Origin of the sequence: Archangium sp., from assembly GCF_045802675.1 — a bacterium.
Taxonomy (GTDB): domain Bacteria; phylum Myxococcota; class Myxococcia; order Myxococcales; family Myxococcaceae; genus Archangium.
This window is the reverse complement of the sequence record NZ_JBJMQO010000031.1, coordinates 83,267-108,253: the sequence shown is the minus strand read 5'-3', so window position 1 is coordinate 108,253 and position 24,987 is coordinate 83,267. Positions and strand designations below refer to the sequence as shown.

Here is a 24,987-nt window from a genome sequence, read left to right as displayed (position 1 = left end):
CGAAGCCGTCCTCGTAGCAGTACAAGGCGTCGGCCGGGTTGGCCCGGCGGCACTTGGGGCAGGTCTGGGGCATTCGGTCCCCCGGGGAGGAGACGGGCGGCTGGGGGAGGGGGGAGTGGGGGAGCGGGGGGGGGGGGGGGGGGGGGGGGGGCTGGCGGGGGTGTACTTCTCGCGGCGGGTGCTGCGGCCCATGCGCTCGCTGGTGAGCGCGGCGGGGCAGGTGGCGCGCGGCGACCTGCGGGTGGCGGTGGTGGCGCCCTCGCACGACGAGGTGGGGGACCTGGGGCAGGCCTTCAACGCCATGGTGGGGGACGTGCAGCGGATGCTGCGGGAGATGGGCGAGGTGTCGCGGGCGACGGAGTCGGACGCCCGGCACATCCACCACTCGGCCGAGGGGCTGAAGCACGCGGCGCAGGACCAGTCGCGGGCGCTGCGGAGCATGACGGACGCGGTGATGGGGATGACGCAGGAGCTCGCCGTGGGGGCGCGGCAGGCGGGGGAGACGGCGCGCTCGGCGGAGGCCAACGAGCAGGTGGCGCGCGAGGGCGGCGCGGTGGTGAGCGGCACGGGCGAGAAGATGAAGCAGATTGCCCAGGTGGTGGAGCGCTCGGCGCGCACGGTGGAGCGGCTGACGGAGTGGAGCGAGGAGGTGGAGCGGGCGGTGGAGCTCATCTCCGACGTGGCGGACCAGACGCGGGTGCTGGCGGTGAACACCGCCATCGAGGCCATGCGCGCCGGGGAGCACGGCAAGGGCTTCGCGGTGGTGGCGCAGGAGGTGCGCAAGCTGGCGGAGCGGGCGCGCGCGGCGGCCGAGCGCATTGGCGCGCTGATGCGGCAGAGCCAGGAGGAGACGCAGGCGGCGGCGGCGCAGATGCGCGAGGGGCGCACGCGGGTGCACGAGGGGCTGGCGCTCTCGGCCCAGACGGGAAGGGCCCTGGAGCGGATTGTCTCGGGCGCGGAGGAGATTCAGCGCCAGGTGAAGGACACCGCCCGGGCCCACGCCTCCCAGTCCGAGGCGGGCGAGGCCCTCACCCTGCGCATCCACGCCCTGGCCCACCAGGCGGCCGAGTCGGCCCTGGGTGTGGTGCAGATAACGAAAGCCGTGGAGGACCTGGAGTCCCGGGCGCGGCAGCTGCGCCAGCTGGTGACGCACTTCCAGGTGGAGCAGCCCGGGCCGCCGCAGGCTCCCCCCGCGAGCAGGCAGGGGACCGTGTGAGGGCCAGGAGACACCACCCCGGCGGCGGCTTGAGGGTGGCGGCGCCGCGTGTTTGAGTGGGACGCAGCAGCCAGAAAGGGAACCGCGGTGGCTCGCAACTCGCGTTCGGACCAGGTCGAGGTGTACGGCAGGAGCGTCCAGGCCCTCCTCAACGCGATGGAGTTCTTCCAGCTCAAGGCCCACAGCATCCTGGCCTCGCACGGAATCGAACGACTCGAGGCGGAGAAGTGGTACCCGCTGCCCAGCGTGCTCGACAGCTTCGAGGACATCCTCGAGCAGGTGGGGCCCCACACCACGCGCGCCATCGGCCATGCCGTGCCCGAGCACGCCGTCTTCCCGCCCGGCATCGACTCGTTCACCTCGGCGATGGAGGCGCTCGACGCCGCCTACCGGATGAACCACCGGGGCACCGGGGACATTGGCGGCTACGCCTTCCACCTCATGACGGAGCGCACCGCCAGCATGGTGTGCGACAACCCCTACCCCTGCGAGTTCGACCGGGGCCTGTTGGAATCCCTCTACAAGCGCTTCCGGCCCAAGGGCTCGCTGCTGCTGCACTTCGACCACGACCCCGCGGAGTGCCGCTCCACGGGCGCCCCGGCCTGCATCTACCAGCTCAAGTGGTGACCCGGGCGTGACTCAGGCGTGCGCGGCGAGCATCGCCCGGCCCGACACGCTCGCCTGGCGCACGCCGGGCGCGGCGCACAGCCCGTCGAACATGGAGTGGAAGGCGGCGTAGACGCGGTCCACCAGCGCCAGGGCCTCGGCCTCCAGCGCGGGCGACATCTCGATGGCGTTGAGCATCGCCTCCATCTGCTCCTCGAAAACCTCGTGCTCCTCCTCGGCCTCCATGTGGTGGGGGGCGAAGTACTTCAGGCGCCCGGCCGCGCCAGCCGCCTGGGCGAGGGCGGCGACCCGGCTGAAGAAGGCGTGGCTGGTGGACTCCAGCGCGAGCACCAGCAGCACCCGCAGCCGGTCATCCATCGGCCGGAGCACCTCGGCGAGCAGGGCGTAGCTGGCGTCCCGGGTGCTCTCGTGCGCGCGGCCCCAGGGCTCCTCGAGCCGGGGGGCGCGCCCCGTCAGCTCGGCGAGGTCCTCGAAGAACCAGTGGTCGTGGCCGCGCTCCTCGGCGCGGTGGCGGCGCATGAGCTGGGAGAGCTCGGCGTCCTGCACCCGCTGGGCATTGAGGCGCAGCACGTCCTGGAAGCACATCACCCAGAAGGACAGGCGCGGGGCGAAGGCCAGTACCTCTTCCAGGGGGCGGCCCGGCTGGAGCTCGTCGAACAGCGGGTGCGCCAGGAACCGGGACTGACGGACGCGGATGTGCTGCAGCGCTGCCCTCATGTTCGTCCTCCTTCACGTGCGGCGAGTCCCCGTCCAGCAGGGACCAGACCCGTGCGGCATGACGGAGACGGAGCCCGCCCGTCCCGCTGCCGTGGATGGGGCGAAGGAGTAGGTACGGATTTTGAGAATGGGAAGTGTTGGCCGGTTCAGCACTGCAATAGCACCCCGGGCCAAGCCCCCGTGGGCCAGGGCCCATGCCACCTGGCCGACAGTCCTCGCCGCGCGAGCGTTCGCGGGGACTCAGTGCTCGGGCTTGCAGCGGCCGAGGAAGCGGACGAGCTCGGTGTGGAACCACTGGGGCGAGTCGAGCATGGGCCAGTGGCTGGCGTGGGGCATCACGGCGTGGGAGAGCGAGGGCCGTTGGGCCACCAGGGTGTCCGGGCCGGTGGTGGCCACCAGGGCGTGGAGGGGCCCGGAGAAGCGCGCGAAGGCCTCGTTGGGGTCGTAGCTGAAGAGGGAGGCCACGTTGCCGGCGATGGCCTCGCGGCGCGAGGTGCGCAGCGTCTTCATCACCAGGTTGCGCGTCTTCTCGCGGGCCTCGAGCAGCAGCGGGGTGAGCCAGTGCTCGTGGAAGGTGCCGTACTTCGCCGGGCTGAAGTTCTCCAGCCAGGCGTCCGCGTCGGTCTTCGTCCAGCGGCGCAGGTCGCCCGGGGCCTCGACGTAGAGCAGCCCGGCGAGGCGCTCGGGGAAGTACGAGGCGAAGGCCCCGGCCACCGCGGCGCCGAAGCCATGGCCCACCAGGACGAACTTCTCGAGCAGCAGCGCGTCGGCCACGGCGGAGACGTCCTCCACCCCGGCCTCCACGCCGAAGGGCCCGTGGGCCCCGCCGCTCTCGCCGAGCCCGCGCAGGTCGAACGCGACGCTGCGGGTGGCCAGCCCCTGCTGGGTTTCCGCCCAGTGCGTGCGGTCGGCGGCGTTGTCGTGCACGAAGAGCACGGGAATGCCCCCGCTGCCCTCGTCCGTCGCCATCAGCCGCCCCGCGCTTCCGGTGACGGACACATTCGTCGCTTCCTTGTGCTTCATCGCGCTGGCTCCTGGCCCCCGGAACGCGCCTCGAGAGGCGGGGGGGCCCTGGCCTCCGAGTCTGACCGACTCCCCCCCGGCGACGCGCCGCGGCAGGGGGGCGAGCGCCCACTGGAGAACAGAGGCGGGCGCGGGAGCTACGCGCCCTCCCCCTCGGAGTCCCCGGTCTCGAGCAGCGCCGCGAGGAAGAGCGCATAGGTGAGCTCGGCGACGGGCCGCTTCTCGCGGCGGGCCTGGGTGCGCAGCGCCTTGGGCAACGAGCACGGCTTGCCGCGCTCGCCCTCGCGCATCCGCACATAGCCCCGCTCGGAGAAGCCGAGCACCTGCCAGCCCCGCTCGCGCAGCGCCTGGCTGAGGTCGTCGGTGAGCTGGTGGTGGACGGCCTTGGCCAGGGGGTGCAGGCCGAAAATCCCGCTCGACCAGCCGCCTGCCTCCTCGCGCCACCCCCGAGCACGCAGGTAGTTCGCCTTGCGCGCGAGCGAGAGCCCTCCGACGTGGCGTTCGAGCTTCATGGGCTCCCCCGGGCCGGCGCGGCGTCGAACGGAGCCCTGTCGGGCCTTTGTACAGGGAGGGTCATCTCGTCGTGGCCGCTCTTCAGGAGAGGGGGCGCGCTCCGAGGGCGCACTCCCGCGTTGCGGATCCTACATAGGTCTGTTCCCATCTGGGCCCCCATGACGGGACTCCCGAAATGCTGAACATCCCAGGGTACACGCTGCGCGGGGCCGTCAAGTCCACGGGCACCAACCTGCTGTTCCACGCGGTGCGCGACACCGACGGGCTCGCGCTCATCCTCAAGACGCCCATGGCGGCCTCCCCCAGTCCCCGGGAGTACGAGCGCTACCGGCGCGAGCTCGCCATCCTCCAGCGGCTCCGGGACGTGCAAGGGGTGCCCCGGGTCCAGGCCTGCGAGCAGCTCCAGGAGCGCCCGGTGCTGCTGCTGGAGGAGATTGTCGGCACGCCCCTGTCCGAGCTCTCCGGCAAGCCCTTCGAGGTGCTCCGCGCCCTGGAGGTGGCCAGCTCCCTGGCCGCGACCCTCGCGGTGCTCCACCGCCGGGGCGTCATCCACAAGGACCTCAAGCCCTCCAACATCATCCTCACGCCCGAGGGCGAGACGCGCCTCATCGACTTCGGCATCGCCAGCCTCCAGCTCGTCGAGCACGTGGATGCGACGCAGAGCTCGCTCGTCGAGGGGACGCTGGCGTACATGTCCCCGGAGCAGACGGGGCGGATGAATCGCGCGGTGGACTACCGCACCGACCTCTACTCCCTGGGCATCACGCTCTACGAGCTGCTCACCGGGAGCCGCCCCTTCCAGGGGAACGACGCGCTCGAGTGGTTCCATGCCCACATGGCGCTGGCGCCGCAGCCCCCGCACGAGCGGGTGAAGGAGCTGCCCGCCGTCCTGTCCGCCATCGTCCTGAAGCTGCTGGCGAAGGTGGCCGAGGAGCGCTACCAGAGCGCGGAGGGGCTGAAGGCGGATTTGGAGCGGGTGCGCGAGGGCCTGCTGCGGGGCGTGCACGAGGACTTCCCGCTGGGCGTCCACGATGTGCCCCCCCGCTTCCAGCTCCCGCAGCGGCTCTACGGGCGCGGCCCGCAGGTGGCCGCCCTGCTGCAGAGCTTCGAGCGCGTGGGCCGCAACGGCCGGCCGGAGCTCTTCCTGGTGCGCGGCTACTCCGGCATGGGCAAGTCCTCGGTGGTGCACGAGCTGCACAAGCCGGTGGTGCGCCAGCGCGGCTTCTTCCTCAGCGGCAAGTTCGACCAGTTCCAGCGCGACATCCCCTACTCCACCCTGGCCCAGGCCATCCGCGGGCTGACGCAGCAGCTGCTCGCGGGCACGGACGAGGAGCTCGCCCGGTGGCGCGAGCGCCTGCTGGAGGCCTGGGAGGGCCAGGGCCAGGTGCTCGTGGACGTGGTGCGGCAGCTGGAGCTCATCACCGGCCCGCAGCCGCCCGTGCAGGAGCTGCCGCCCGCCGAGGCGCAACAGCGCTTCAACCAGGTGTTCCGCAGGTTCCTCGGCGTGTTCGCCACCGCCGAGCACCCCCTCGTGGTGTTCCTGGATGACCTGCAGTGGGCGGACCTGGCCAGCCTCCAGCTGCTCCAACACCTGCTCATCCACCCGGACGCCCCGCCCGTGCTCCTGCTCGGGGCCTACCGGGACAACGAGGTGGACACCTCCCATCCGCTCTGGCTGGTGCTGAAGGCGCTGCGCGAGGCTGGCGCGAGGATGAACGACCTGCAGCTCGAGCCGCTGAGCCTCGAGGAGGTCCAGCGGCTGGTGGCCGACACGCTCCCCGGCGCGAGCGGGGACGTGGTCGGGCCGCTCGCGGTCCTGGCCCTGCAGAAGACCGGCGGCAACCCCTTCTTCCTGCTGCAGTTCCTGCTCACGCTCAACCAGGACGGCCTGCTGGCGCGCACGTCCGAGGGCACGTGGCGCTGGGACGCCGAGGGGGTGCGGGCCAAGGGCTACTCCGACAACGTCGTGGACTTCGTGGTCGGCAAGCTGCGCCAGCTGCCCCACTCCACGCAGCACCTGCTGCGCCTGGCCGCGTGCGTGGGCAACACCTTCTCCCTGCGCATCCTGCTCGTCATCTCCAACGTGACGGAGGCCGCCGAGGTGGAGCAGGAGCTGGGGCCCGCGCTCCAGGAAGGCCTGGTGATGAGCGCCGGGCCCGAGCAGTACCGCTTCCTGCACGACCGCATCCAGCAGGCGGCCCACGCCCTCATCCCCGAGGACCAGCGCAAGGCCGTGCACCTGCACATCGGCCGCTTGATGCTCTCGAGCCTGTCGCCCGTGGAGCTGCGCGAGAAGCTCTTCGACGTGGTGGGCCAGCTCAACGCCGGGCTGGAGCTGCTCACCGACCCCGGGGAGCGCCACCGCGTGGCCCGCCTCAACGCCGAGGCCGGCGCGAGGGCCCGCACCTCCACCGCCTTCCGCTCGGCCATCACCTACCTCACCACCGCCTTCCAGCTCCTCCCCGGAGACCCCTGGGAGAGCGACCCCGAGCTGGCCTTCGAGCTGCGGCGCTCCCAGGCCAGCTGCGAGCTGATGAGCGGCAACGCCGCCGAGGCCCGCCTGCTGCTGGAGGAGCTGCTGCCCCGGGCGCGCACCCCCGCGGCCACGGCGGCCGTCTACCGCTTGAAGAGCGGCCTGCACCTCGCCGCGGGCGAAATCCAGGAGGCCTCCCTCTGCCTCGTGGAGTGTCTGGAGCGGATGGGCCTGCCCATCCCCCCGCACCCCACCTGGGAGGAGGTGCTCGCCGCCAACGAGGAGGTCTGGGCGCTGCTGGGCAACCGCTCCATCGAGAGCCTCATCGACCTGCCCCCCGTGGCGGACCCGGACACGGAGGCGCTGATGAACGTGCTCTCCACCCTGTCCGCGCCCTCGTCCTTCTTCGACCGCAACCTGTTCATCCTCCACCTGTGCCGGATGACCACCCTCGTGCTGCGCCACGGCATCACCCGGTCCGCCCCCTATGGGCTGGGCTGGTACGGCGCGCTGCTGGGCTCCGTCTTCGGCCGGTACCGGGAGGCCCAGGCCTTCGGCCAGCTCGCCTGTGCGCTCGTGGAGCAATACGACCTGACGGCCTTCCGCAGCCGGATCATCTACCTCATGGAGATGCTCCACTACTGGACCCAGCCGCTCTCCAGGACCCAGGAGCCCCTGCGCAAGGCCTTCCAGCTCGCGCTCCAGGGCAGTGAGTTCCAGACGGCCTGCTACTGCTGCATCAACATCCTCACGGACCGCTTCGCCGTGGGGCACCCCCTGGAGGACGTCTACCAGGAATCCGTCGCGCGGCTCGCCTTCGTGCGCAAGGTGGGCTTCCGGGACGCGGGGCACATGCTCCACCACATCCAGCGGCACGTGCAGCAACTGCGCGGGCTCTCCCCCTCGTTCGGCTCGCTGAGCGGAGAGGACTTCGAGGAGCAGGCCTTCGAGGCCACGCTGACCCCCGAGCGCATGAGCACCATGCGGTGCTTCTACTGGATTCTCAAGATGCGCTCGCGCTTCATGAGCGGGGCCTGGGCGCAGGCGCTCGAGGCGGGGACGCGCGCCGCCGGGCTCACCTGGGCCTCGTCCGTCCAGCTTCAGCTCCTGGACTTCCACCTCTACCGCGCCCTGTCCCTGGCCGCCTGCTTCGGCGAGCTGAGCGCCGGGGAGCGGCCCGGGGCCCTCGAGACGCTGCGGGGGGACCACCGCCAACTGGCCGGGTGGGCCAGCAACGTCCCCTCGACCTTCCGCGCGCCCGAGCGGCTGGTGTTCGCGGAGCTCGCCCGCCTGCAGGGCCGCAAGGACGAGGCCCTGCACGCCTACGAGGAGGCCCTCCAGTCCGCGCGCGAGCATGGCTTCATCCAGAACGCCGCCCTGGCCTGCGAGCTCGCGGCGCGCTACTGGCGTGAGCAGCGGGTGCCGAGCATCGCCGAGGCCTACGCGCTCCAGGCACGGGAGGCGTACCAGCGCTGGGGCGCCCACGGAAAGGTCCAGCAGCTGGAGGCCCAGTGGCCGCGCCTGGCCGCCTCCGCGACCACCGAGACGACCGTCACGGACACGAATACGACGCAGGTGGACGCGCTCACGGTGGTGAAGGCCCAGCAGGCCATCTCCGGGGAAATCGTCCTCGAGCGGCTGACGGCCACGCTGCTGAAGGTGGCCATCGAGAACGCGGGCGCCCAGCGCGGCGCCCTGCTGCTGCCCCAGGGCAACACGCTCTCGGTGGTGGCCTTCTCGGGCACCGCGCCCGAGGACGCCGCCCCTGGCATGGCCGAGACCTCCCTGCCGTGGACCCTCATCGCCTACGTCAAGCGCACGCGCGAGCACGTGCTCATCGACGATGCCACCCTGCTGCCCCACCCCTTCTCGTCCGATGCCTGGCTCGAGCGCGGCCGGGCCCGCTCGGTGCTCTGCCTGCCCCTGCTGCGCCAGGAGGAGTTCCGGGGCGTCCTCTACCTGGAGAACAGCCTCGCCACCAACGCCTTCACCCCGGCGCGCCTGGCCCTGCTGGAACACCTCGCCTCCCAGGCCGCCATCTCCATCGAGAACGCGCGGCTGTACGCCGACGTCCAGCGCGCCGAGACGGCCCTGCGCCTCGCCAACGACGAGCTGGAGAAGCGGGTGGACGAGCGCACCCGCGAGCTGCGCCAGGCCCAGGCGCAGCTGGTGGAGACGGCGCGCTCGGCGGGCATGGCCGAGGTGGCCACCAACGTGCTCCACAACGTCGGCAACGTGCTCACCAGCGCCGTCATCAACGTGCAGATGATGCACCACGCGGTGGACTCCTCGCGCCTGGAGCGCCTGAAGCAGGTCTCCACCCTGTTCGAGGAGCACCGGCGGGGGCTCGCGGACTTCCTCACGAAGGATCCCCGCGGCGCCCTGCTGCCGGACTACCTGCGCGAGCTGTCCGACGAGCTGCTGCGCGAGCAGGCGGTGCTGAGGGAGAGCCTGGAGGCGACGACCCAGAACGTCGAGCACATCCGGGCCATCGTCCAGGTGCAGCAGGCCTACGCCCGCAACACGCTCGTCACCGAGGAGTGCGAGCTGTCCCAGCTGGTCGAGGACGCCCTGCGCATGCAGCGGCCCGCGCTCGAGCGCCAGGGCGTCACCGTCGCCCGGGAGGAGTCCGCGCTCCCCCGGGTGCGGGTGGACAAGCACAAGGTGCTGCAGATCCTCATCAACCTGCTCAGCAACGCCCGCAACGCCCTGGCCACGCAGCCCCCGGGACAGCGCCACCTGCACGTGCGGCTCGAGGCGCGAGGCGGCATGGCGCGCATCCACGTGATGGACAACGGCATGGGCATCGCGCCCGAGCTGCGCGGGCGGCTCTTCTCCCAGGGCTTCACCACCCAGGAGGGCGGACATGGCCTGGGCCTGCACTCGAGCGCGCTGGCGGCCCGGATGCTGGGCGGGCGCCTCACGCTCGAGAGCCCGGGGCCGGGCCAGGGCGCCACGGCCACGCTGGAGTTACCGCTGGGCCCGGCGGTCACTCAGCCGAGCTGGAGCGGCAGCGACTTGTAGCCGAGGCTCACCGGGGCGGCCCGCTGCCGCACCGCGGCTCCCGTCCCCCGTCCGAGCACCGGGAAGCGATCCAGGAAGGCGTTGAGCGTGATGCGGGCCTCGAGCCGGGCCAGCGGGGCCCCCAGGCAGAAGTGCGTCCCGAGCCCGAACCCGAGGTGCTGTGCGTTCGTCGGGCGCTCCGGCCAGAACGTGTCCGGATTCTCGAAGACGGCGGGGTCGCGGTTCGCCGCCCCGAAGACGACGTCCACGATGACTCCCTCGGGAATCTCCACCTCACCGACCTTCACCGGCCGGGTCGTCACCCGGGGGAAGCGCTGCACGGGGCTCTCGTAGCGCAGCACCTCCTCGATGATGGGATCCACCAGCGAGCGGTCCTCGCGCGCCCGGCTCCAGAGCTCCGGACGCTCGGCGAGCAGGGCCAGCATGTTGCCAATGAGGTTGGTGGTGGTTTCGTTGCCCGCGAGGAGCAACACCGCGGCGAAGCTGCGGATCTCCGCGTCGGAGAGGGCCGCGCCCTCGACCTCGGCCTCCACGAGCGCGGAGATGAGGTCCCCCGTGCGCTGCGCGCGGCGCGAGGCGATGGCCCGGCTCAGGTAGCCCATCATCTCCTGGGCACTGCGGGCGCGCTCCTCGGGGGGGATGCCGACGTAGGAGAGGATGGCCTCCGTCCACTGCTTGAAGGACGGGTAGTCCTCGTCCGGAACGCCCAGCATCCCGGCGATGACGCGCGTGGGCAGGGGCACGGCATACGAGGCCATGAGCTCCACGGGGCCCTTGCCCGTGGTGTCGAGCAGCTCGTTCGCGATGCGGCCAATCCACTCCGACAGCGAGGCGATGCGCTGAGGGCTGAACGCCTTGCTCACGAGCCGCCGCAGGTGGGTGTGGTGCGGTGGGTCATCGTGCAGCAGCGCGAACTTGGGCATCGTCTTGAGCACCAGCTGCGACTGCGAGGAGAACGTCGCGGGGTCGCGGATGGCGGCGAGGACGTCTGCGTGGCGGAGCAGGGCCCAGGCGTAGAGGGGCTCCGTCCTGCCCGTGATGGCCCCCGCGGGGAGGCGCACGTAGCGCACCGGGTTGGGGCTCCGGAAGGCGCGATAGGCGGGATAGGGGTCGGCGATTCCCTCGGGAGTGCCGAGCACGTCGGGGGTGAGCGGAGCGGGAGCGAGCATGACGGTCATCTCACCTCAAAGGGCTCCAGCGCGCCAATCCCACCGGGACCACGGGTGAAGCCCCCACTCCCTGACGCGGTGCGGGAACCGGAGCGGCCCGCCGGAGCGTGCGCCAGGCAAGTGCCCGAGGGCTCGGCGGCGGGCAGCGCTCGACGGCGCGCTCACCCCGGATTCACGCCGGAGCCCCGTGGCTCGCCGAGAGGGTGCGCCGGTCCACCTTGCCCGCGCTGGTGCGCGGCAGCGCCTCGAGGAAGCGCACCGAGCGCGGCTGCTTGTAGCGGGCGAGCCGGCCCTGGCAGAACTCGAGCAGCTTGCCCTCGGTGAGGTCGGCGCCGGGGCGGCCCACCACGAGCGCCCGGGGCACCTCGCCCCACTTGGCGTCCGGCACGCCAATGACACACACCTCGGCGACCTCGGGGTGCGCGGCGAGCACGTTCTCCACCTCGGAGGGGTAGATGTTCTCCCCGCCCGAGATGATGAGGTCCTTGCTGCGGCCGACGATGGAGAAGTACCCCTCCGCGTCGCGCCGGGCGAGGTCCCCGGTGTGGAGCCAGCCACCGGCGAACGTCTTGGCGCTCTCCTCGGGGCGGCGCCAGTAGCCGGAGCACAGGTGGGGGCCGCGCAGGAGCAGCTCGCCTTCCTCGGCGTCGCCCTCGATGCGGGCCTCGACGTGGAACAGGGGCACGCCGACACAGCCGGGCTTGCGGCGGGCGTCCTCGGGGGGGAGCCAGAAGTTGTTGGGCCCGGCCTCGGTGAGCCCATAGCCCGTCTTGAAGGCCACGCCGCGAGCGAAGAAGCGCTCGAAGACGGGCTGGGGGCACGGGGCGCCGCCGCTGATGAGCAGCTTGAGGCGGGAGAAGTCCACCGAGTCGAAGCGCGCGTGGCGCTGCATCTCGATGAACATGGTGGGCACGCCGAAGAAGAGGTTGATGGTGCCGTGGTGGATGAGGTCGAAGACCTGCTCGAGAGCGAACGAGCGGGCGACGACGGTGGTGCCGCCCACGTAGACGAGCGGGGTGGTGAAGACGTTGAGGCCGCCGGTGTGGAAGAGGGGCGCGTTGAGGAGCGCGGTGTCGTCGGCGGTGAGGCCCCAGCTCACCACGGTGTTGGCGGCGTTGGCGGTGATGGAGCGGTGGGTGAGGACGGCGGCCTTGGGGATGCCGGTGCTGCCGCCGGTGTAGCAGAGCACCCACGGATCCTCGGGCTCGACGTCCACGGGGGGCAGCGGCGCGTCGGAGAGGGAGTCGCGTCGGCTGAAGGGGATGTCGCCGGGCTGGACGGCGGACGACTCCTCCAGGTGGACGAAGTGGCGCACGGCGCGGGCGAGCGGGCGCACGGCCTGCACCTGGGACTGGAAGTCGGAGCCGTGGACGAGGACGGCGGGCTCGGCGTCGGCGAGGAGGGCGGAGAGCTCGGAGGGGCTGAGGCGCCAGTTGAGGGGCTGGAGGATGGCGCCGAGCTTGGCGCAGGCGAAGAGCAGGTCGAGGAACTCGGTGCAGTTCATCGCGAGCACCGCGACGCGGTCGCCGCGGCGCACGCCGAGCACGTCCTGGAGGAGGCGGGCGGTGCGGTTGGCGGAGGCATTCCACTGGCGCCAGGAGATGCGGCGGTCACCATGGAGGGCGTCGATGAGGGCGGTGCGCTCGGGGGCGAGCGCGGCGCGGCGGGCGAGCCAGTCGTAGACGATGGGCACGGGTCGGGTCCGGGAGGGCGTTTGCCCCATCATACCCGCCGCGCCGCCGCGCCAACATCCTGGCGGCTACAGCTCGACGATGGACTTGAAGCCGCCGTAGACCATCCGCTTGCCGTCGAAGGGCATGAGCTTCGGGTCCACCATCATGGCCTTCATGCGCGGATCCTCCATGACCTTCTTGTTGACGCGGTCGCGGTGCGCGCGCGACTTGTAGACGATCCACGAGAACACCACGGTCTCGTCCGGCTTGAGCTTGACGCTCTGCGGGAAGGACGTGAGCTTCCCCGGCTTCACGTCATCGCCGATGCATTCGATGTACTCGAGCGCGCCGTGCTCCTTCCAAAGCCTTCCCACCTTCCGGGCGATGCTGCGATAGGCCTGCAAGTTCTTCTTGGGTAGAGGTATGACGAAGCCGTCGACGTAGCGCATGAATCCCCCGCACGAGATGGCGAAGTGGTTACTCGAACCGGCGGCAGCGGACCAGGGCTTCGGTGCGGGGACTTCCCAAAAGCCATCAGATTGCGCCTCACTCCGAGCGACGATGCACACTCTCCTGCTCTGCCTCGCCCTGCTGTTCGCCACGGCCGCTGCGGCCGAGCCCCCGACCACCCTGTCCCCCACCCGCTCGAGGAACCTGGAGACGGTGCTGCTGCGAGCGGTGCGCGAGGTGGGCTTCGACCAGGTGCGGGACTGGAGACACAAGGGCGAGCGCATCCGGCACATGCCGAACGTGGACGTGGCGGTCATCGAGCTGGACGCGGAGGGCCGTCCGGTGGCGGCGGCGAACGTGCTGCTCTCGAGGGACTACCCGAAGGGGCAAGCGGTGCCCCTCGACGCACGGACATTGGGAGCGGAGTCGGTGCGCTTCACGAAGTGGGACCTGGAGCGCTGGGACGACAAGAAGGGGTGGGCGGACGCACCGGCGGGTGACGACATTGTGCCCGGGCGCGAGGGAGCACCGCTGCGCTTCATGGCGCCCTATCCCGCGTCGCTGTTCAAGATCCTCATCGCGTACCGGGTGATGAGGCTGGTGGACCGGGGGGAGCTGACGCTGGACACGCCGTACCGCTTCCTGAGGGACACGGAGGACAAGGGCGAGCGCCCGCTGCGGGCCTGGCTGGAGCCCATGATCGTCGAGTCGAACAACACCGCGACGGAGGCGCTGGTGAAGCTGCTGCATGAGCGGGGGGCGATGGAGGGGCTGAACGCGGAGTACGCGGCGCTCGGGCTGGGGACGCTGCAGGTGAACGGGACATCGCCGGTGACGGGGAGGAACTGGCAGCCGGGGAGCCTCCACATGACGGCGATGGACACGGCGAAGCTGTTCCTGCTCATCAACGGAGGGCCAGGGGTGCTGTGGAGGACGCGGGAGGGGCGGGCGGTGACGGCGGCGGAGCTGTCGGAGCCGGCGAGGCGCTACCTGAAGAAGCTGCTGGCGGATCAGGGCTACACGGAGGGGCTGAGCTCGACGGTGGTGTGCGGGGACCCGCACGCGAGGAAGGGAATCCCGACGGCGGAGCCCGCGAGGTGGCTGGCGGCGGACGGGACGGCGACGGTGGGGGAGACGGCGTTCAAGAGGGACACGCGGCCGTGCAACGCGGCGGCGGAGGTGGAGTTCCTGCACAAGACGGGGCGGACGGAGAACTACGCGAGCGACGCGGGAATCGTGCATTCGCTGCCGGGGAATGCGCCGCGGCACTACGTCATCGCGTTCCTGTCGAACCTGGGGGACCGCTACTACGACGAGGGTCTGGCGGGAGCGGCGAACTTCGCGGACGAGGAGAATGGCACTCCCGCGAAGGTGACGGGCATCCGGGAGACGCAGAGCATCGCGGAGCTGGGCCACCGGGTGGACGAGGCGCTGAAGCAGCGGAGCCCCGGGAAGCGGTAGCTCCGCCCCTCACGGCACCAGCACGAGCTTGCCCACGGTGGAGCCGGACTCCAGCGCGCGGTGCGCATCGGCGACGCGCTCGAGCGGGAAGCGCGTCACGGTGAGCGGAGCAATCCGCCCCTCGTCCACCCACGCGAGCAACCGGCCCATGGCCTCCTCGAGCACGTCGCGCCGCTCGAAGAGATAGGACAGGTTGAAGGCAAGCACGCTCGCATTGTCGTTGGTGAGCTTGAGCGGCTCGAAGCGCGGGGTGCGCAGGAAGTCCGAGGCGAGCTTCACCCAATTGGGCCGTCCACCCTCGCGCGGCAGCATGGAGTGGAAGCCGTAGATGACGAGCTTGCCGGGCTTCGCGAGGTGCCGGTAGCTCTCGCGCAGCGTGGACACCCCGTTGGCATCCAGCACCACGTCATAGCCCCGGGGCGAGGCCTGCTCGGCGGCGCGCCAGAGGTCCTCGCGGCTCTTGTCGATGACGACGTCCGCACCGAGCGCCCGCGCGGCCTCGACCTTGTGACTGGAGCCGACGACGCCCACGGTGCGGCACCCGGCGATGCGCCCCAGTTGCAGCAGCGCTCCGCCCACGCCACCCGCCGCCGAGTGCACGAGCAACGTATTGCCCGGACGCGGGTGGGCCAGCTCGAAGAGGGCGAAGTACGCGGTGAGGAAGACGGTGGGGAACCCGGCGGCCTGGGCCATGTCGAAGCGCGCGGGCAGGGGGAACACCTGATGCCGGGGCACGGCGATGTGAGAGGAATAACCCCCGAAGCGCGTGACGCCGAACACCCGCGTCCCCGGAGCGAGGTCCTTCACGGCGGCGCCTACCGAGGAGACGGTGCCAGCGAACTCGAAGCCGGGAGTGATGGGCCAGCCCACGTACTCCTTGGCCGAGGCATACAGGCCCATGCGGATGACGCAGTCGGCGTAGTTGACGCCGATGGCCTCCGTGGTGACGACGACCTCCTCGGGGGCGGGAGTGGGCTCGGGCTGCGTCTGGAGCGTGAGCCGGTCGTAACCACCGGCGCGGGGGATGACCACCTTGCGCATGGCCCTGACATACCCCCTCCCGGTCGCATTCTTCAGCAACTGGTCCGACCATCGGACCAGTTCGTACGAAACGTGACCGGCAGGCGCTCCAGCCTCACGCCTCGTCGTCGAACGGCAGCCCCACCGGCTTCGCTTCTGGCTGCGCGCCGGAGACCTCGGCGGACCCACCGTGGACCGGGACCGCCGCCGGAGCCTCCACCGGGGCCTCGCTCGACACCTCCACGGACAGAGCGGCCACGTCCTCCGCGAGCATCACGGACGGCTCGTCCGCCACGGGCTCCCCCACTCCGCCCTGCTCCACCGCCTCGGGGGCCGATTCGAGCGCGGCCTCGGAAACTGGCTCCGAGGCGGGCTCGATCGCGACCTCGGGAGCCGGCTCGGGCACGAGGTGGGCGATGTCATCCAGGCTCGCGACGAAGTCATTCGCGTGGGGGTCATCGAACTCCGCCCCACCCTGCTCGAGGTTCTCGATGTCCTCGAGGCTCGCGACAAACGAATCCGCGCCTGGATCGCTGTACGCCTCCTCGGCCCCATCGAGCCCCTCCACCTCCTCCAGCTCCGCCTGGAGCGCCGAGAGCTCCGCCTCCATCCAGCTGTTGTCCTCCACCCCGCCCCCAGCGTCCACGGAGGCAGCGGCCGCCTCCGCCGCGGCCCGTTCCGCCTCGGCCTGGGCCAGCGCGGCCCGCTCCGCCTCGGCGCGCTCGGCCCGGGACACCGACGCGTACACATTGGCCCGGGCCAGGTGCGCGAGTGATACGCCCGGCTTGCCCGCCCCGGCCCTGTCCGCGACGGGCGCCCGCTCGGCCACGCCTCCCTTGAGGTCCACCAACTCCTTGGGAGCGGCCTCGTACCCATCGGCGAGCATCAGCTTCGCGCGCAGCTCCGCGCTCTCTTGCTCCCGCTGGGCCCGCTCGGCCTCGAGGGCGTCCAGCTCGGCCTGCTGCTGGGCATTCAGGGACGCGAGCGCTTCTTCCTCGGTCATCGGCTCCGCGTCATCGGCGCCGACGTGCTTCTCCACGGCCTCGATGCGCTTCTGGGCCTCGATGACGGCCGCGGTGTTGACGAAGGGATTGAAACCGATCCTTCGGATGCTCATGGAAGGTCCTCGCAGGGCGCACGGGGGGTGCTTCGTCCTGGATTGTCGCAGCAAGGCGGCCCGGGTTGCGACCCCCCCTCAAAAACGTGACGGCCCGGACCCGTCACACGCGGTAGCCTGGGGCTCCACCCGTACAACCCGTTCACCCGGAGGCCGCATGTCTTCCGCGTCCAGCCACTACAAGCACAACCTGCGCGACCTGTCCTTCAACCTCTTCGAGTTCCTGGACATCGGCCGGCACTCGCTGGGCAAGGCGCCCTTCGGGGACTTCGACGAGACGGCGGCGCGGCAGACGCTCGAGACGTTCGCCGAGGTGTGCGTGAAGGAGATGGCCCCGAGCTTCTCCGAGTCCGAGCACAACCCTCCCAAGCTCCACAATGGGACGGTGACGTTGCCGCCGGGCCTCCAGAAGGCGATCTCGGCCTACCACGAGTCCGGAATGGGCCAGCTGGAGCTGCCGGTGCACATGGGGGGCATGGGGGCACCGCCCTCGCTGGGGTGGGCCACCTATGAGCTGATGGTGGGGGCCAACCCGGCGGTGGCCTTCTACACGCTGGGGGGCATCCTCGCGCGCGTCATCGACCGGCTGGGCACCGGGTCGCAGAAGAAGCGCTTCCTACCGGCGTTGATGGAGCGGCACTGGGTGGGCACCATGGTGCTCACCGAGCCGGACGCGGGCAGCGACGTGGGGGCGGCGCGCACGAAGGCGCGCCACGTGGGCGGCGACGTGTGGGAAATCGAGGGCGTGAAGCGCTTCATCACCAGCGCCGAGACGGACCACGCGGAGAACCTCGTGCACATGGTGCTGGCGCGGCCCGAGGGCGCGGGGCCGGGCACCAAGGGGCTCTCGCTCTTCATCGTCCCCAAGTTCTGGGTGGAGGAGGGAGGCAAGCTCGGCGAGCGCAACGGCGTGGTGTGCACGAACATCGAAGACAAGATGGGGCTGAAGGGCTCGGTGACGTGCGAGCTGACGTTCGGCGACGGCAAGCCCGCGCGTGGCCTGCTGCTGGGCGAGGTGCACGACGGCATCCGGCAGATGTTCCACATCATCGAGCAGGCGCGCATGGCCATCGGCATGAAGTCCATGGCGACGCTGTCCACCGCGTACCTCAACGCGCTCGAGTTCGCGAAGGAGCGCAAGCAGGGCTCGGACCTCATGCAGGCGCGTGACGCGAAGGCCCCGCGCGTCACCATCCTCCACCACCCGGACGTGCGGCGGATGCTGATGGCGCAGAAGGCCCACGCCGAGGGCATGCGCGCGCTGTGCCTCTACGCCGCCTCCATCCAGGACCAGGTGGAAATCAAGGGCGGGCACCGCTCGCTGGAGGCCGCCGAGTCCGACTCGCTCAATGACTTGCTGCTGCCGCTGGTGAAGGGCTACTGCTCGGAGAAGGCGTACGAGCTGCTGGGCATGGCGCTGCAGTGCCTGGGCGGCTCGGGGTACCTGAAGGACTACCCGATGGAGCAGTACATCCGGGACCAGAAGATCGACACGCTCTACGAGGGCACCACGCACATCCAGGCGCTGGATTTGCTGATGCGCAAGGTGGCGCGCGATGGAGGGGCGACGCTGCAGCGGCTGCTCGGGCAGGTGCGAGAGCTGGCGGAGTCGAACGCGGGCGGCAAGGAGCTGGAGGCCGAGCGGGCGGCGCTGGGCAAGGGGCTGTCCGACGTGGAGACGATGCTCGGCACGCTGATGGGGAAGCTGGGCGAGTCCGTGTACCACGTGGGCCTGCAGGGCAACCGGGTGCTGATGGCGGTGGCGGACCTCGTCGTCGGCTGGCTGCTGGTGCGGCACGCGGTGGTGGCGCTCGAGCGCGTGAAGGAGAACCCGGGCGACAAGGCCTTCTACGCGGGCAAGCTCGCGAGCGCGCGCTGGTTCTGCCACGAGGTGCTGCCGGGACTGGCCCACGCCGCGCGCATGGTGGAGCAGAGCACGCTGGACCTGATGGAGGTGCCCGAAGAGGCGTTCTGAGACCCCCCGCCTACGCGAGGCGCTGAAGTCCCCACGGGCGGCCCCTGTCACGAGGGAGCCGCCCGTCGTCATTCGCTCACCGCGACCAGACGAGCGCCAGTTCCAGCTCGATGGCGTCGAACGGCTCGGCGCGGACGGACTCATCGCCCACGAAGGAATCGACGAGGAGCCAGTTCTTCCCCTCGAGCCGGAAGATGTCCAACGAGCTGGCGAGCGGATCCATCTGCCACACGTACCGCACGCCTTCGCGGGCGTAGATGCGCATCTTCTCGCGCTTGTCGATGCGCCGCGTGCTCTGGGAGAGCACCTCACACACCCAGTCCGGCGCGAGGTCGTAATACGCCGGGGCATCCTCCCCTCCGACCGCGTCCGGCAGGCGCTCGCGCCTCCACCCGGCGAGGTCCGGCACGAGCTTGTCCGGGCGGGGACCGAAATGGAGTTCCGGCTCATCGAGGAGCACCCACCCACCGGGCCCTCCCCTGCCGAACCTGAAGGGCGCTCCGAGGAGGATGCCCAGGTTCGACGCCACGTTGGTATGGGGGCGGGCCGGCCGGGGGCTCACATGCAGCTCCCCGTCGAGGATCTCCGCCACCATCTCGGGCGGGACCGCTTGGAAGGCCGCCTCCGTGGACGGGGGGTTTCGCTCGGTGGACTCGGAGTCTGGAGGGCGGCGGAGGGACATGAAGTGAGATTTCATCATGCCCCTCGCGCGGTGCAATGCCGGGGCCGATTCCCGCTGACTACCGCCGGTAGACGGTGCCGCCCTTCATGACGAAGCGCACGTGGCGCAGCGCGGAAATCTCTCGCGTGGGGTCGCCCTCGACGGCGACGAGGTCCGCGAAGAGTCCCTCCTTCACCAGGCCGATGCGGTCCTCCATGTGGAGCATGCGCGCGTTGACGGAGGTGGCGGCCTTGAGGGCCTGCACGGGCGTCATGCCGTAGCCCACGAGCAACTCCAGCTCACGCGCGTTGTCCCCGTGGGAGAACACGCCCACGTCACTGCCATTGCAGATGGGGACGCCAGCGGCGAGCGCGGCGCGGAAGCTCGCACGCTTCTGCTGGATGGAAGGGGGCTCGGGATCGGTGCCCTTCTTCCAACCGCCGTACTGGTAGATGGCATCCCCGGCGGCGAGCGTGGGGCAGAGATAGACACCGTGCTCGGCCATGAGCTTGAAGACCTCGGGGGTGCCGTTGTCACCGTGCTCAATCGTTTCCGCACCAGCGAGCACGGCGCGGCGCATGCCCTCGGGGGTGCTGGTGTGGACGACGACGGGGCGGCCGCCATCGCGAGCCGTCTGGACGATGAGCTTGAGCTCCTCGAGGGAGAAGGTGGGGGCGGCCTCGCCCCTGGGGCCCCAGCGGTAGTCGCCGTAGATTTTGATCCAATCGGCGCCCTTGCCCATCTGCCCGCGGACGGCGCGGATGAGCCCGTCGACGCCATCGGCCTCCTCGGCGCCCTGGGGGACGTGCCACTCGGGGGCGAAGCCCTTGGGGCCGTAGGAGCCGGTGGCGACGATGGCGCGGGTGGTGGCGAGCACGCGCGGCCCGGGGATGATGCCCTGATTGATGGACAGCTTGAGGCCCACGTCGGCATCGGCGGCGCCCTCGGTGCCGAGGTCCCTCACGGTGGTGAAGCCGGCGAGCAGGGTGTCACGGGCGTGGTTGGTGGCGCGGGCGACGCGCAGCGCGAGCGGCTCGCGGAGCACCTGATCATTCCAGGAGGTCTCGTTGTAGGGGTGCAGCAGCAGGTGCGAGTGGCCCTCGATGAGACCGGGGAGGAGGGTGGTGTTGGGGAGGTCGACGACCTCGGCCCCGGCGGGGGTGCCCACCTGGGCGGCGGGGCCGACGGCGGCGATGCGCTCACCGCGGACGAGCACGACCCAGCCCTCCTGGGGCTTCGCGGAGACGCCGTCGAAGACGCGAGCGGGGCGCAGGAGGAACGAGGTGGCCGGAGCAGTGGGGGCGGGAGTCTGGGCGGAAGCCATGGAGGGCCCGACACAGAGGAGCGCGACGAGCAGGGCGAGCGGAGAGCGCATGGAGAGCGGGGGGAGAAGGAGAATGGGTCAGCGACCTATCACAGGTCCGCCCGTCCGCTCCCTTCCTCGCCGCTCACTCGTCCTCTTCGACCGCCGAGGCGTCCTTGCCGAGGGGAGGCCCGGAGACGCCGGAGAGCTGCCGCTCCTTCAATTCCTTGTCACGCTCCAGGTCGGCGTAGCTCATGCCGGGGGACTCGAGGCCTGGACGCTGGGAGTCCTCCTCGGAGTGCCCGCGGAAACGAGCGGACAGCTTCTGCCAGATGCTCATGGATGACGACCTCCTGCGGACACAATGCGCACGACGGGCCGCGGACCCTGGGGGCACGGAGGTGTACGGAGATGAACCGGGCGGGCCCTTCCCGCGCGGAGCATCGTGCGCTCCCATGACTGGCCGCTCGGATGGCGCGTGCAAAGCGGCACGCTTTGACGCACAACGCGAGGAAGGAGGCGCCGGGCACACCGGCCCTCCGCATCTCAGCGCGCCGGGAGAGGCGCGAAGGACGGTCAGGCGGAAGATGCACGAGGTGACTGCGGGAGCATCCGGGCGGGTGGCGTCGTGGCTGGAGCTGTCGGCGGGGGCGTTGGCGGCGAACGTGGCCACGCTGCGCAAGCTGTCGACGGACACGGGAGGGCCGAGGGCGCTGGGCGCGGTGCTGAAGGGCAACGCGTACGGGCACGGCCTGGTGCAGATGCTGCCGCTGGTGCACCCGCTGGTGGACGTCCTGTACTTCATCACGCCGGGGGACGCGCTGACGGTGCGTGCGTTCGAGCAGGCGCGAGGGCTGCCGCGCAAGCAGGTGCTGGTGATTGGCGCCATGGACGCGGAGGAGGCGGTGGCGCTGGCGCGGGCGGGCGTGGAGGTGGTGGTGGGGGACGGCTCGTGGAAGGACACGGTGGCGGAGCTGCGCCACGCGAAGCTCGGGCACCCGCTGCGGGCGCACGTGCACGTGGACACGGGGCTGGGGCGCGAGGGCTTCACGCCGGGGCAGATAGCGGGAGGCGAGCTGGACTTCCTGCGCGACGCGGCGGACGTGTTGCAGGTGGTGGGAGTGCTGAGCCACTTCGCGAACACGGAGGACGTGACGGAGCAAAACTACGCCGAAAGCCAGCTCGACGTCTTCGAGGGCGGGCTGATGGCGTTGCGTGCGAGCGTGCCGGTGAAGGAGCCGCTGCAGAGGCACATGGCGGCGAGCGCGGCGACGCTGGTGCTGCCGAGGGCGCGCTTCGACGCGCAGCGGGTGGGAATCTCGCTGTATGGGCTCTGGCCGTCGACGGAGACGAGACTCTCGGCGCGTCTGGTATTGGGGCGGGTGCCGGAGCTGCGCCCGGTGCTGAGCTGGCGCTGCCCGAGCCAGGTGGTGAAGTGGCTGCCGTCGGGGAGCTACGTGGGTTACGGGTGCACGTACCGCACTCCCGAGGCGACGCGGGTGGCGGTGCTGCCGGTGGGCTACTTCGACGGCTACGCGCGGCTGATGTCGGGCAAGGCGCACGTGCTGGTGAACGGCCGGCGCTGCCCGGTGCTCGGACGCGTGATGATGAATCACATCATCGTGGACGTGACGCGGGCGACGCACGACGAGCGCCCCCTGACGGCGACGCTGCTCGGCAAGGACGGCGACGAGCACCTGCACGCGGAGAACCTGGCGGACTGGGCGCAGACCATCCACTACGAGCTGGCGACGCGCCTGGGCGCGCACCTGCGAAGAGTCGTGGTCCCCTGAGCCCCACCTCCCCTCGCCCTCCGGGAGAGGGACGGGGTGAGGGTATCGAGAACCCCCTGTTGGAGCCCGAGCCGGGACATGGCTGGCATCGGGCCATGTACCATGTGGCCAATCAGGTAGGCCGTCTCGTGGAGAGGAGCGGGCACGCGGGGAGCAACTCCTCCAGCGGCCCGCCCAGCTCGAGAGGTGAGCCGGTCTACCGCCGCAAATCCGGGGTGCACCCAAAGACAGACATGTCCTCGGTGACGGTGGAGCAGGACCAGCCGGGGCCGCAGGCCTTGTCATCCAGCGGGTCGCACTTGCGGAAGCAGGTGCTGTCGGTGGCGCTGCCCATGCCACAGACCTCGCTGGAGGAACACGAATCCACGGCCATGGGATTGCAGACCTTCGCACACCAGAAAACAGCGCGGCCCCGGGCCATGCGCAGGTTGCAGCGCTCGCCGCCGGGGCACGGGTTCTCACGGCAATCTCCCCGCGAGTCCGCGAGACACTGATACTGCTCGTCGTGGACGCGGGCACAGCGTTGGCCCTCGGGGCACCCACGTTGCTGGCAGTCGGGAAAACACCCGGGACCCTCCAGCCCCTCGGTGCATACGAATCCCGAGGCACACTTCACGCTCCCGTCGAGCGAGCACGGAGCGGAGCACACCTGGTTGACGCAGCGCAGGCCCTCGCGGCACGAGCCGGCGGAGGACACCGGAAGCGAGTCACAGGACTCCCCTTCTCGGCGCACGCCCTCGGCGGCACAGCGGCGGACGACGGTACCGGTGGCGCCCGTGGTGACGGCGCGGCACACGGTGCCGGGAAAACAGTGCGAGTCCTCTTCACACTCGGAGGCCAGGCACTCGAAGCGGCGCGTCTCGCGGTTGGCCACACAGCCCTGGCCGGTGGGACAGTCCCCGTCGGTGCGGCAACTGCCACAGTCGAAACCCTCGCCCGAGCGGGTACAGCGCATCGCCGAGACGGGCAGTCCATCCGGTGCGCGCTCCTCGGAGGACAGGGGTAATACGGAAGAGGAGGCCGGCGAGGCGGAGGCCACCTCGGGGGCGGGCTCGGGAGCGTCTGCCTGGGGACGTTGCCGCATCCACGAGGGGACGGCCACCACGAGCCGGGAGACGGACGAGGCCGCGAAGCGGGTGGGCAGCGCGGAGGCCACTTCGGTGGGAGGGTCTCCGGGTGGCGGAGGTTGCTGGTGGAGCAGGGGGAAGTCGGGAGGGGATTCCCGGCGGCCCGGAGCGGGAGCGGCGGTGGCCAGTTGCCAGAGAAAGACGGCCACCCCGCTCAATGCGAAGGCGAGTGCGGCCCGCTTCGGGCGGGTCCTGTCACGCCGCATGTGCTGCGCCTCTCATGTCATCCCCTCCGTGACGGTGGGCATTCCCATCCACGGCGCTCCGGGCCCCGAGGAGCCCCTCCTCCCTCATTTTCCGGGGGAAGAGTGACGCGGTTTCGTATCAATCCGACAACCGTTCCGTCAGCCCTCAGCAAGCATTGACATCACAACACATGAGGTAGCCTCCGTCCGCGCCGCAGCCGCACGGCGTGCACGTCCAGCACTCCTTGTTCATCGCATAGGCCGCGCCCCCACCGAGCGCGGCGGCGGTGGCGATGATCAACATCCAACGGCGCCAGTGGGTCCTCATGTTCGCTTTCATGACGTCCTCCTCGGGGCACTGCGGGAAAGGCCGTTCACAACGCGACGCCCTCGGGTGGTGCCTCGGAGGCACCACCCCGCCCACGCAACTCCAGCTCGAACCGGGCCTGCCCATCCCTCGGCAGCGCCCGGGTGACGACGACGAGCCAGCCCCACCCGCCGGGCGGGAGCGGCTCGGGCCCCATGCGCAGGGCCAGCACTTCCACCTCCCCGCCTCCCTCCTGACGCACCCGGACCTGGCCGGGCTCCCAGGACCGCAGCGGCTCCGGATTCCTCACGCGCACCACGAAGCCGGACAGCACGCCCACGTGGAACAGCCGCCGCTCCACCTCGGGCCCCGCGCCCGCGTGCCAGCCCGGCTCCGGGGGCCGCGGCTCGGAGCGCGCGGCGAGCACCAGCATGGACTCGGCGAGCCGGCCCGCGCGGCCCTCGCCCTGCTGGGAGCGGGGGCGCTCGGGCCACTCGGCGCGCGGCGTGCCCAGGGCGTGCTCGCGCTCGCGCCACACCGCGGACACCACCGTCGGTGTCTCAACGAGCGTTGGAGCCGCGGCCGGGCCGTGCCGGGAAACCCGTACCTGCACATCCACCTCGGTGGCACCGGCGGCGAGCACGAAGGGCACGTGTGTCCCGTCCGAGAGCACCACATCGAGCGTCACGCGCTCGTCGGCGGGGAGCTCCTCGCGCGGGGTGACGACGAGAAAGCCATTGCCCAACAAGAGGGGCTCGAAGCGCCCCTGCCCGTCTTCCAGGCGGGTGCGCGCCGCGTCCACGGCGGTATCGAAACGGATCCGCGTCGCCGTCCTGGCGGCCACACGCACCTCCTCGACCCGACCCGACACCGTGACTGCGCGCAGCCTTGGCTTACGAGCCGTTGGCCGCGCCTCCTCCCCCGCCGCGGAGACACGCGTGGTCAGGAGCAGCATGACGCAGAGAGTCATCCCTGCGAGTCCTGACCTCATGCGTCGCCAACCTATGCAGCAGGGCGAAACCTGGGGAGGGCTGAAGTCAGGCCTTCGTGCACCGGAAAACTCCAACGTGGAGGCAATCAAACGTGGAAAACGCTATAATCACGCATTGCGGCACATTTCCCGTGCACGCCTTCATTCCCCCGGAAACAAGGA

The 24,987-nt window shown here is 70.9% G+C and carries 20 protein-coding genes; 6 read left to right on the top strand and 14 right to left on the bottom strand.

Translation table 11 applies throughout. The features are described from left to right. The first annotated feature begins 160 nt into the window (after nt 1–160). Both ACJ8AN_RS09380 and ACJ8AN_RS09375 read left to right on the top strand, forming a co-directional pair. Entirely contained in the window at nt 161–1,216 is a 1,056-nt protein-coding gene (locus ACJ8AN_RS09380) for a methyl-accepting chemotaxis protein (RefSeq protein WP_407754927.1), read from the top strand. Between the two features lie 87 nt (nt 1,217–1,303). Continuing rightward, nucleotides 1,304–1,843, top strand: coding sequence for a hypothetical protein (locus tag ACJ8AN_RS09375; RefSeq protein ID WP_407754926.1), 540 nt, complete (start codon nt 1,304–1,306; stop codon nt 1,841–1,843). 12 nt (nt 1,844–1,855) lie between these two features. Here the strand turns inward: ACJ8AN_RS09375 and ACJ8AN_RS09370 are convergent, their stop codons facing one another. The 3 genes from ACJ8AN_RS09370 to ACJ8AN_RS09360 form a co-directional block, all read right to left on the bottom strand. Next, on the bottom strand, nt 1,856–2,560 hold the full coding sequence (locus tag ACJ8AN_RS09370; RefSeq protein ID WP_407754925.1) for a hypothetical protein: 705 nt from the start codon (nt 2,558–2,560) through the stop codon (nt 1,856–1,858). 240 nt (nt 2,561–2,800) lie between these two features. Continuing rightward, entirely contained in the window at nt 2,801–3,583 is a 783-nt protein-coding gene (locus ACJ8AN_RS09365; protein ID WP_407754924.1) for an alpha/beta fold hydrolase, read from the bottom strand. A 137-nt stretch (nt 3,584–3,720) separates the two neighbouring features. After that, nucleotides 3,721–4,095, bottom strand: coding sequence for a hypothetical protein (locus ACJ8AN_RS09360; protein WP_407754923.1), 375 nt, complete (start codon nt 4,093–4,095; stop codon nt 3,721–3,723). A 176-nt stretch (nt 4,096–4,271) separates the two neighbouring features. Here ACJ8AN_RS09360 and ACJ8AN_RS09355 point away from each other — a divergent pair, with 176 nt between their 5' ends. Further along, entirely contained in the window at nt 4,272–9,593 is a 5,322-nt protein-coding gene (locus ACJ8AN_RS09355) for an AAA family ATPase (protein WP_407754922.1), read from the top strand. Here ACJ8AN_RS09355 and ACJ8AN_RS09350 read toward each other — a convergent pair. The 3 genes from ACJ8AN_RS09350 to ACJ8AN_RS09340 form a co-directional block, all read right to left on the bottom strand. Then, nucleotides 9,563–10,771, bottom strand: coding sequence for a cytochrome P450 (locus tag ACJ8AN_RS09350; protein ID WP_407754921.1), 1,209 nt, complete (start codon nt 10,769–10,771; stop codon nt 9,563–9,565). The genes ACJ8AN_RS09355 and ACJ8AN_RS09350 overlap by 31 nt on opposite strands. Before the next feature lie 163 nt (nt 10,772–10,934). Next, on the bottom strand, nt 10,935–12,455 hold the full coding sequence (locus tag ACJ8AN_RS09345; RefSeq protein WP_407754920.1) for an acyl-CoA synthetase: 1,521 nt from the start codon (nt 12,453–12,455) through the stop codon (nt 10,935–10,937). A 66-nt stretch (nt 12,456–12,521) separates the two neighbouring features. After that, a complete protein-coding gene (locus tag ACJ8AN_RS09340; RefSeq protein WP_407754919.1) occupies nt 12,522–12,884 on the bottom strand; it encodes a DUF1428 domain-containing protein in 363 nt (120 codons plus the stop codon). Between the two features lie 112 nt (nt 12,885–12,996). On the opposite strand from ACJ8AN_RS09340, the gene ACJ8AN_RS09335 reads away from it, so the two are divergent. Beyond that, nucleotides 12,997–14,346 (top strand): serine hydrolase, encoded by a 1,350-nt coding sequence (locus ACJ8AN_RS09335; protein WP_407754918.1) that lies wholly within the window; start codon nt 12,997–12,999, stop codon nt 14,344–14,346. A 9-nt stretch (nt 14,347–14,355) separates the two neighbouring features. Here ACJ8AN_RS09335 and ACJ8AN_RS09330 read toward each other — a convergent pair whose 3' ends face one another. Further along, the gene (locus tag ACJ8AN_RS09330) at nt 14,356–15,387 is read right to left on the bottom strand and encodes a synaptic vesicle VAT-1 family membrane protein (protein WP_407754917.1); all 1,032 of its coding nucleotides are present in this window, start codon (nt 15,385–15,387) and stop codon (nt 14,356–14,358) included. Nucleotides 15,388–15,481: 94 nt separating this feature from the next. Then, entirely contained in the window at nt 15,482–16,483 is a 1,002-nt protein-coding gene (locus ACJ8AN_RS09325) for a hypothetical protein (protein ID WP_407754916.1), read from the bottom strand. 157 nt (nt 16,484–16,640) lie between these two features. On the opposite strand from ACJ8AN_RS09325, the gene ACJ8AN_RS09320 reads away from it, so the two are divergent. Further along, a complete protein-coding gene (locus tag ACJ8AN_RS09320; RefSeq protein WP_407754915.1) occupies nt 16,641–18,458 on the top strand; it encodes an acyl-CoA dehydrogenase in 1,818 nt (605 codons plus the stop codon). 76 nt (nt 18,459–18,534) lie between these two features. Here the strand turns inward: ACJ8AN_RS09320 and ACJ8AN_RS09315 are convergent, their stop codons facing one another. The 3 genes from ACJ8AN_RS09315 to ACJ8AN_RS09305 form a co-directional block, all read right to left on the bottom strand. After that, nucleotides 18,535–19,140 carry a Uma2 family endonuclease gene (locus ACJ8AN_RS09315; RefSeq protein ID WP_407754914.1) on the bottom strand — a complete coding sequence of 202 codons (606 nt, stop codon included), beginning with the start codon at nt 19,138–19,140 and terminating at the stop codon, nt 18,535–18,537. 58 nt (nt 19,141–19,198) lie between these two features. Next, nucleotides 19,199–20,443 carry an amidohydrolase family protein gene (locus ACJ8AN_RS09310; RefSeq protein WP_407754913.1) on the bottom strand — a complete coding sequence of 415 codons (1,245 nt, stop codon included), beginning with the start codon at nt 20,441–20,443 and terminating at the stop codon, nt 19,199–19,201. A 124-nt stretch (nt 20,444–20,567) separates the two neighbouring features. Next, the gene (locus ACJ8AN_RS09305; RefSeq protein ID WP_407754912.1) at nt 20,568–20,762 is read right to left on the bottom strand and encodes a hypothetical protein; all 195 of its coding nucleotides are present in this window, start codon (nt 20,760–20,762) and stop codon (nt 20,568–20,570) included. Between the two features lie 247 nt (nt 20,763–21,009). Here ACJ8AN_RS09305 and alr point away from each other — a divergent pair, with 247 nt between their 5' ends. Beyond that, entirely contained in the window at nt 21,010–22,215 is a 1,206-nt protein-coding gene (gene alr, locus ACJ8AN_RS09300) for an alanine racemase (RefSeq protein WP_407754911.1), read from the top strand. 196 nt (nt 22,216–22,411) lie between these two features. On the opposite strand, the gene ACJ8AN_RS09295 is transcribed toward alr, so the two are convergent. From ACJ8AN_RS09295 to ACJ8AN_RS09285, 3 genes are all read right to left on the bottom strand, one after another. Continuing rightward, entirely contained in the window at nt 22,412–23,548 is a 1,137-nt protein-coding gene (locus ACJ8AN_RS09295) for a hypothetical protein (protein ID WP_407754910.1), read from the bottom strand. 145 nt (nt 23,549–23,693) lie between these two features. Next, the gene (locus ACJ8AN_RS09290) at nt 23,694–23,867 is read right to left on the bottom strand and encodes a hypothetical protein (RefSeq protein WP_407754909.1); all 174 of its coding nucleotides are present in this window, start codon (nt 23,865–23,867) and stop codon (nt 23,694–23,696) included. A 34-nt stretch (nt 23,868–23,901) separates the two neighbouring features. Next, complete coding sequence (locus ACJ8AN_RS09285; RefSeq protein WP_407754908.1) at nt 23,902–24,789, bottom strand: DUF2381 family protein; 888 nt, start codon at nt 24,787–24,789, stop codon at nt 23,902–23,904. Nucleotides 24,790–24,987: the final 198 nt, after the last annotated feature.

Bases quoted from the DNA above. Each gene is read 5' to 3' on its own strand.
- ACJ8AN_RS09370 (WP_407754925.1), bottom strand. From the start codon at position 2,560: ATGAGGGCAGCGCTGCAGCACATCCGCGTCCGTCAGTCCCGGTTCCTG.
- ACJ8AN_RS09365 (WP_407754924.1), bottom strand. From the start codon at position 3,583: ATGAAGCACAAGGAAGCGACGAATGTGTCCGTCACCGGAAGCGCGGGG.
- ACJ8AN_RS09360 (WP_407754923.1), bottom strand. From the start codon at position 4,095: ATGAAGCTCGAACGCCACGTCGGAGGGCTCTCGCTCGCGCGCAAGGCG.
- ACJ8AN_RS09355 (WP_407754922.1), top strand. From the start codon at position 4,272: ATGCTGAACATCCCAGGGTACACGCTGCGCGGGGCCGTCAAGTCCACG.
- ACJ8AN_RS09350 (WP_407754921.1), bottom strand. From the start codon at position 10,771: ATGACCGTCATGCTCGCTCCCGCTCCGCTCACCCCCGACGTGCTCGGC.
- ACJ8AN_RS09340 (WP_407754919.1), bottom strand. From the start codon at position 12,884: ATGCGCTACGTCGACGGCTTCGTCATACCTCTACCCAAGAAGAACTTG.
- ACJ8AN_RS09335 (WP_407754918.1), top strand. From the start codon at position 12,997: ATGCACACTCTCCTGCTCTGCCTCGCCCTGCTGTTCGCCACGGCCGCT.
- ACJ8AN_RS09330 (WP_407754917.1), bottom strand. From the start codon at position 15,387: ATGCGCAAGGTGGTCATCCCCCGCGCCGGTGGTTACGACCGGCTCACG.
- ACJ8AN_RS09325 (WP_407754916.1), bottom strand. From the start codon at position 16,483: ATGAGCATCCGAAGGATCGGTTTCAATCCCTTCGTCAACACCGCGGCC.
- ACJ8AN_RS09320 (WP_407754915.1), top strand. From the start codon at position 16,641: ATGTCTTCCGCGTCCAGCCACTACAAGCACAACCTGCGCGACCTGTCC.
- ACJ8AN_RS09315 (WP_407754914.1), bottom strand. From the start codon at position 19,140: ATGTCCCTCCGCCGCCCTCCAGACTCCGAGTCCACCGAGCGAAACCCC.
- ACJ8AN_RS09310 (WP_407754913.1), bottom strand. From the start codon at position 20,443: ATGGCTTCCGCCCAGACTCCCGCCCCCACTGCTCCGGCCACCTCGTTC.
- ACJ8AN_RS09305 (WP_407754912.1), bottom strand. From the start codon at position 20,762: ATGAGCATCTGGCAGAAGCTGTCCGCTCGTTTCCGCGGGCACTCCGAG.
- alr (WP_407754911.1), top strand. From the start codon at position 21,010: ATGCACGAGGTGACTGCGGGAGCATCCGGGCGGGTGGCGTCGTGGCTG.
- ACJ8AN_RS09295 (WP_407754910.1), bottom strand. From the start codon at position 23,548: ATGCGGCGTGACAGGACCCGCCCGAAGCGGGCCGCACTCGCCTTCGCA.
- ACJ8AN_RS09290 (WP_407754909.1), bottom strand. From the start codon at position 23,867: ATGAAAGCGAACATGAGGACCCACTGGCGCCGTTGGATGTTGATCATC.
- ACJ8AN_RS09285 (WP_407754908.1), bottom strand. From the start codon at position 24,789: ATGCTGCTCCTGACCACGCGTGTCTCCGCGGCGGGGGAGGAGGCGCGG.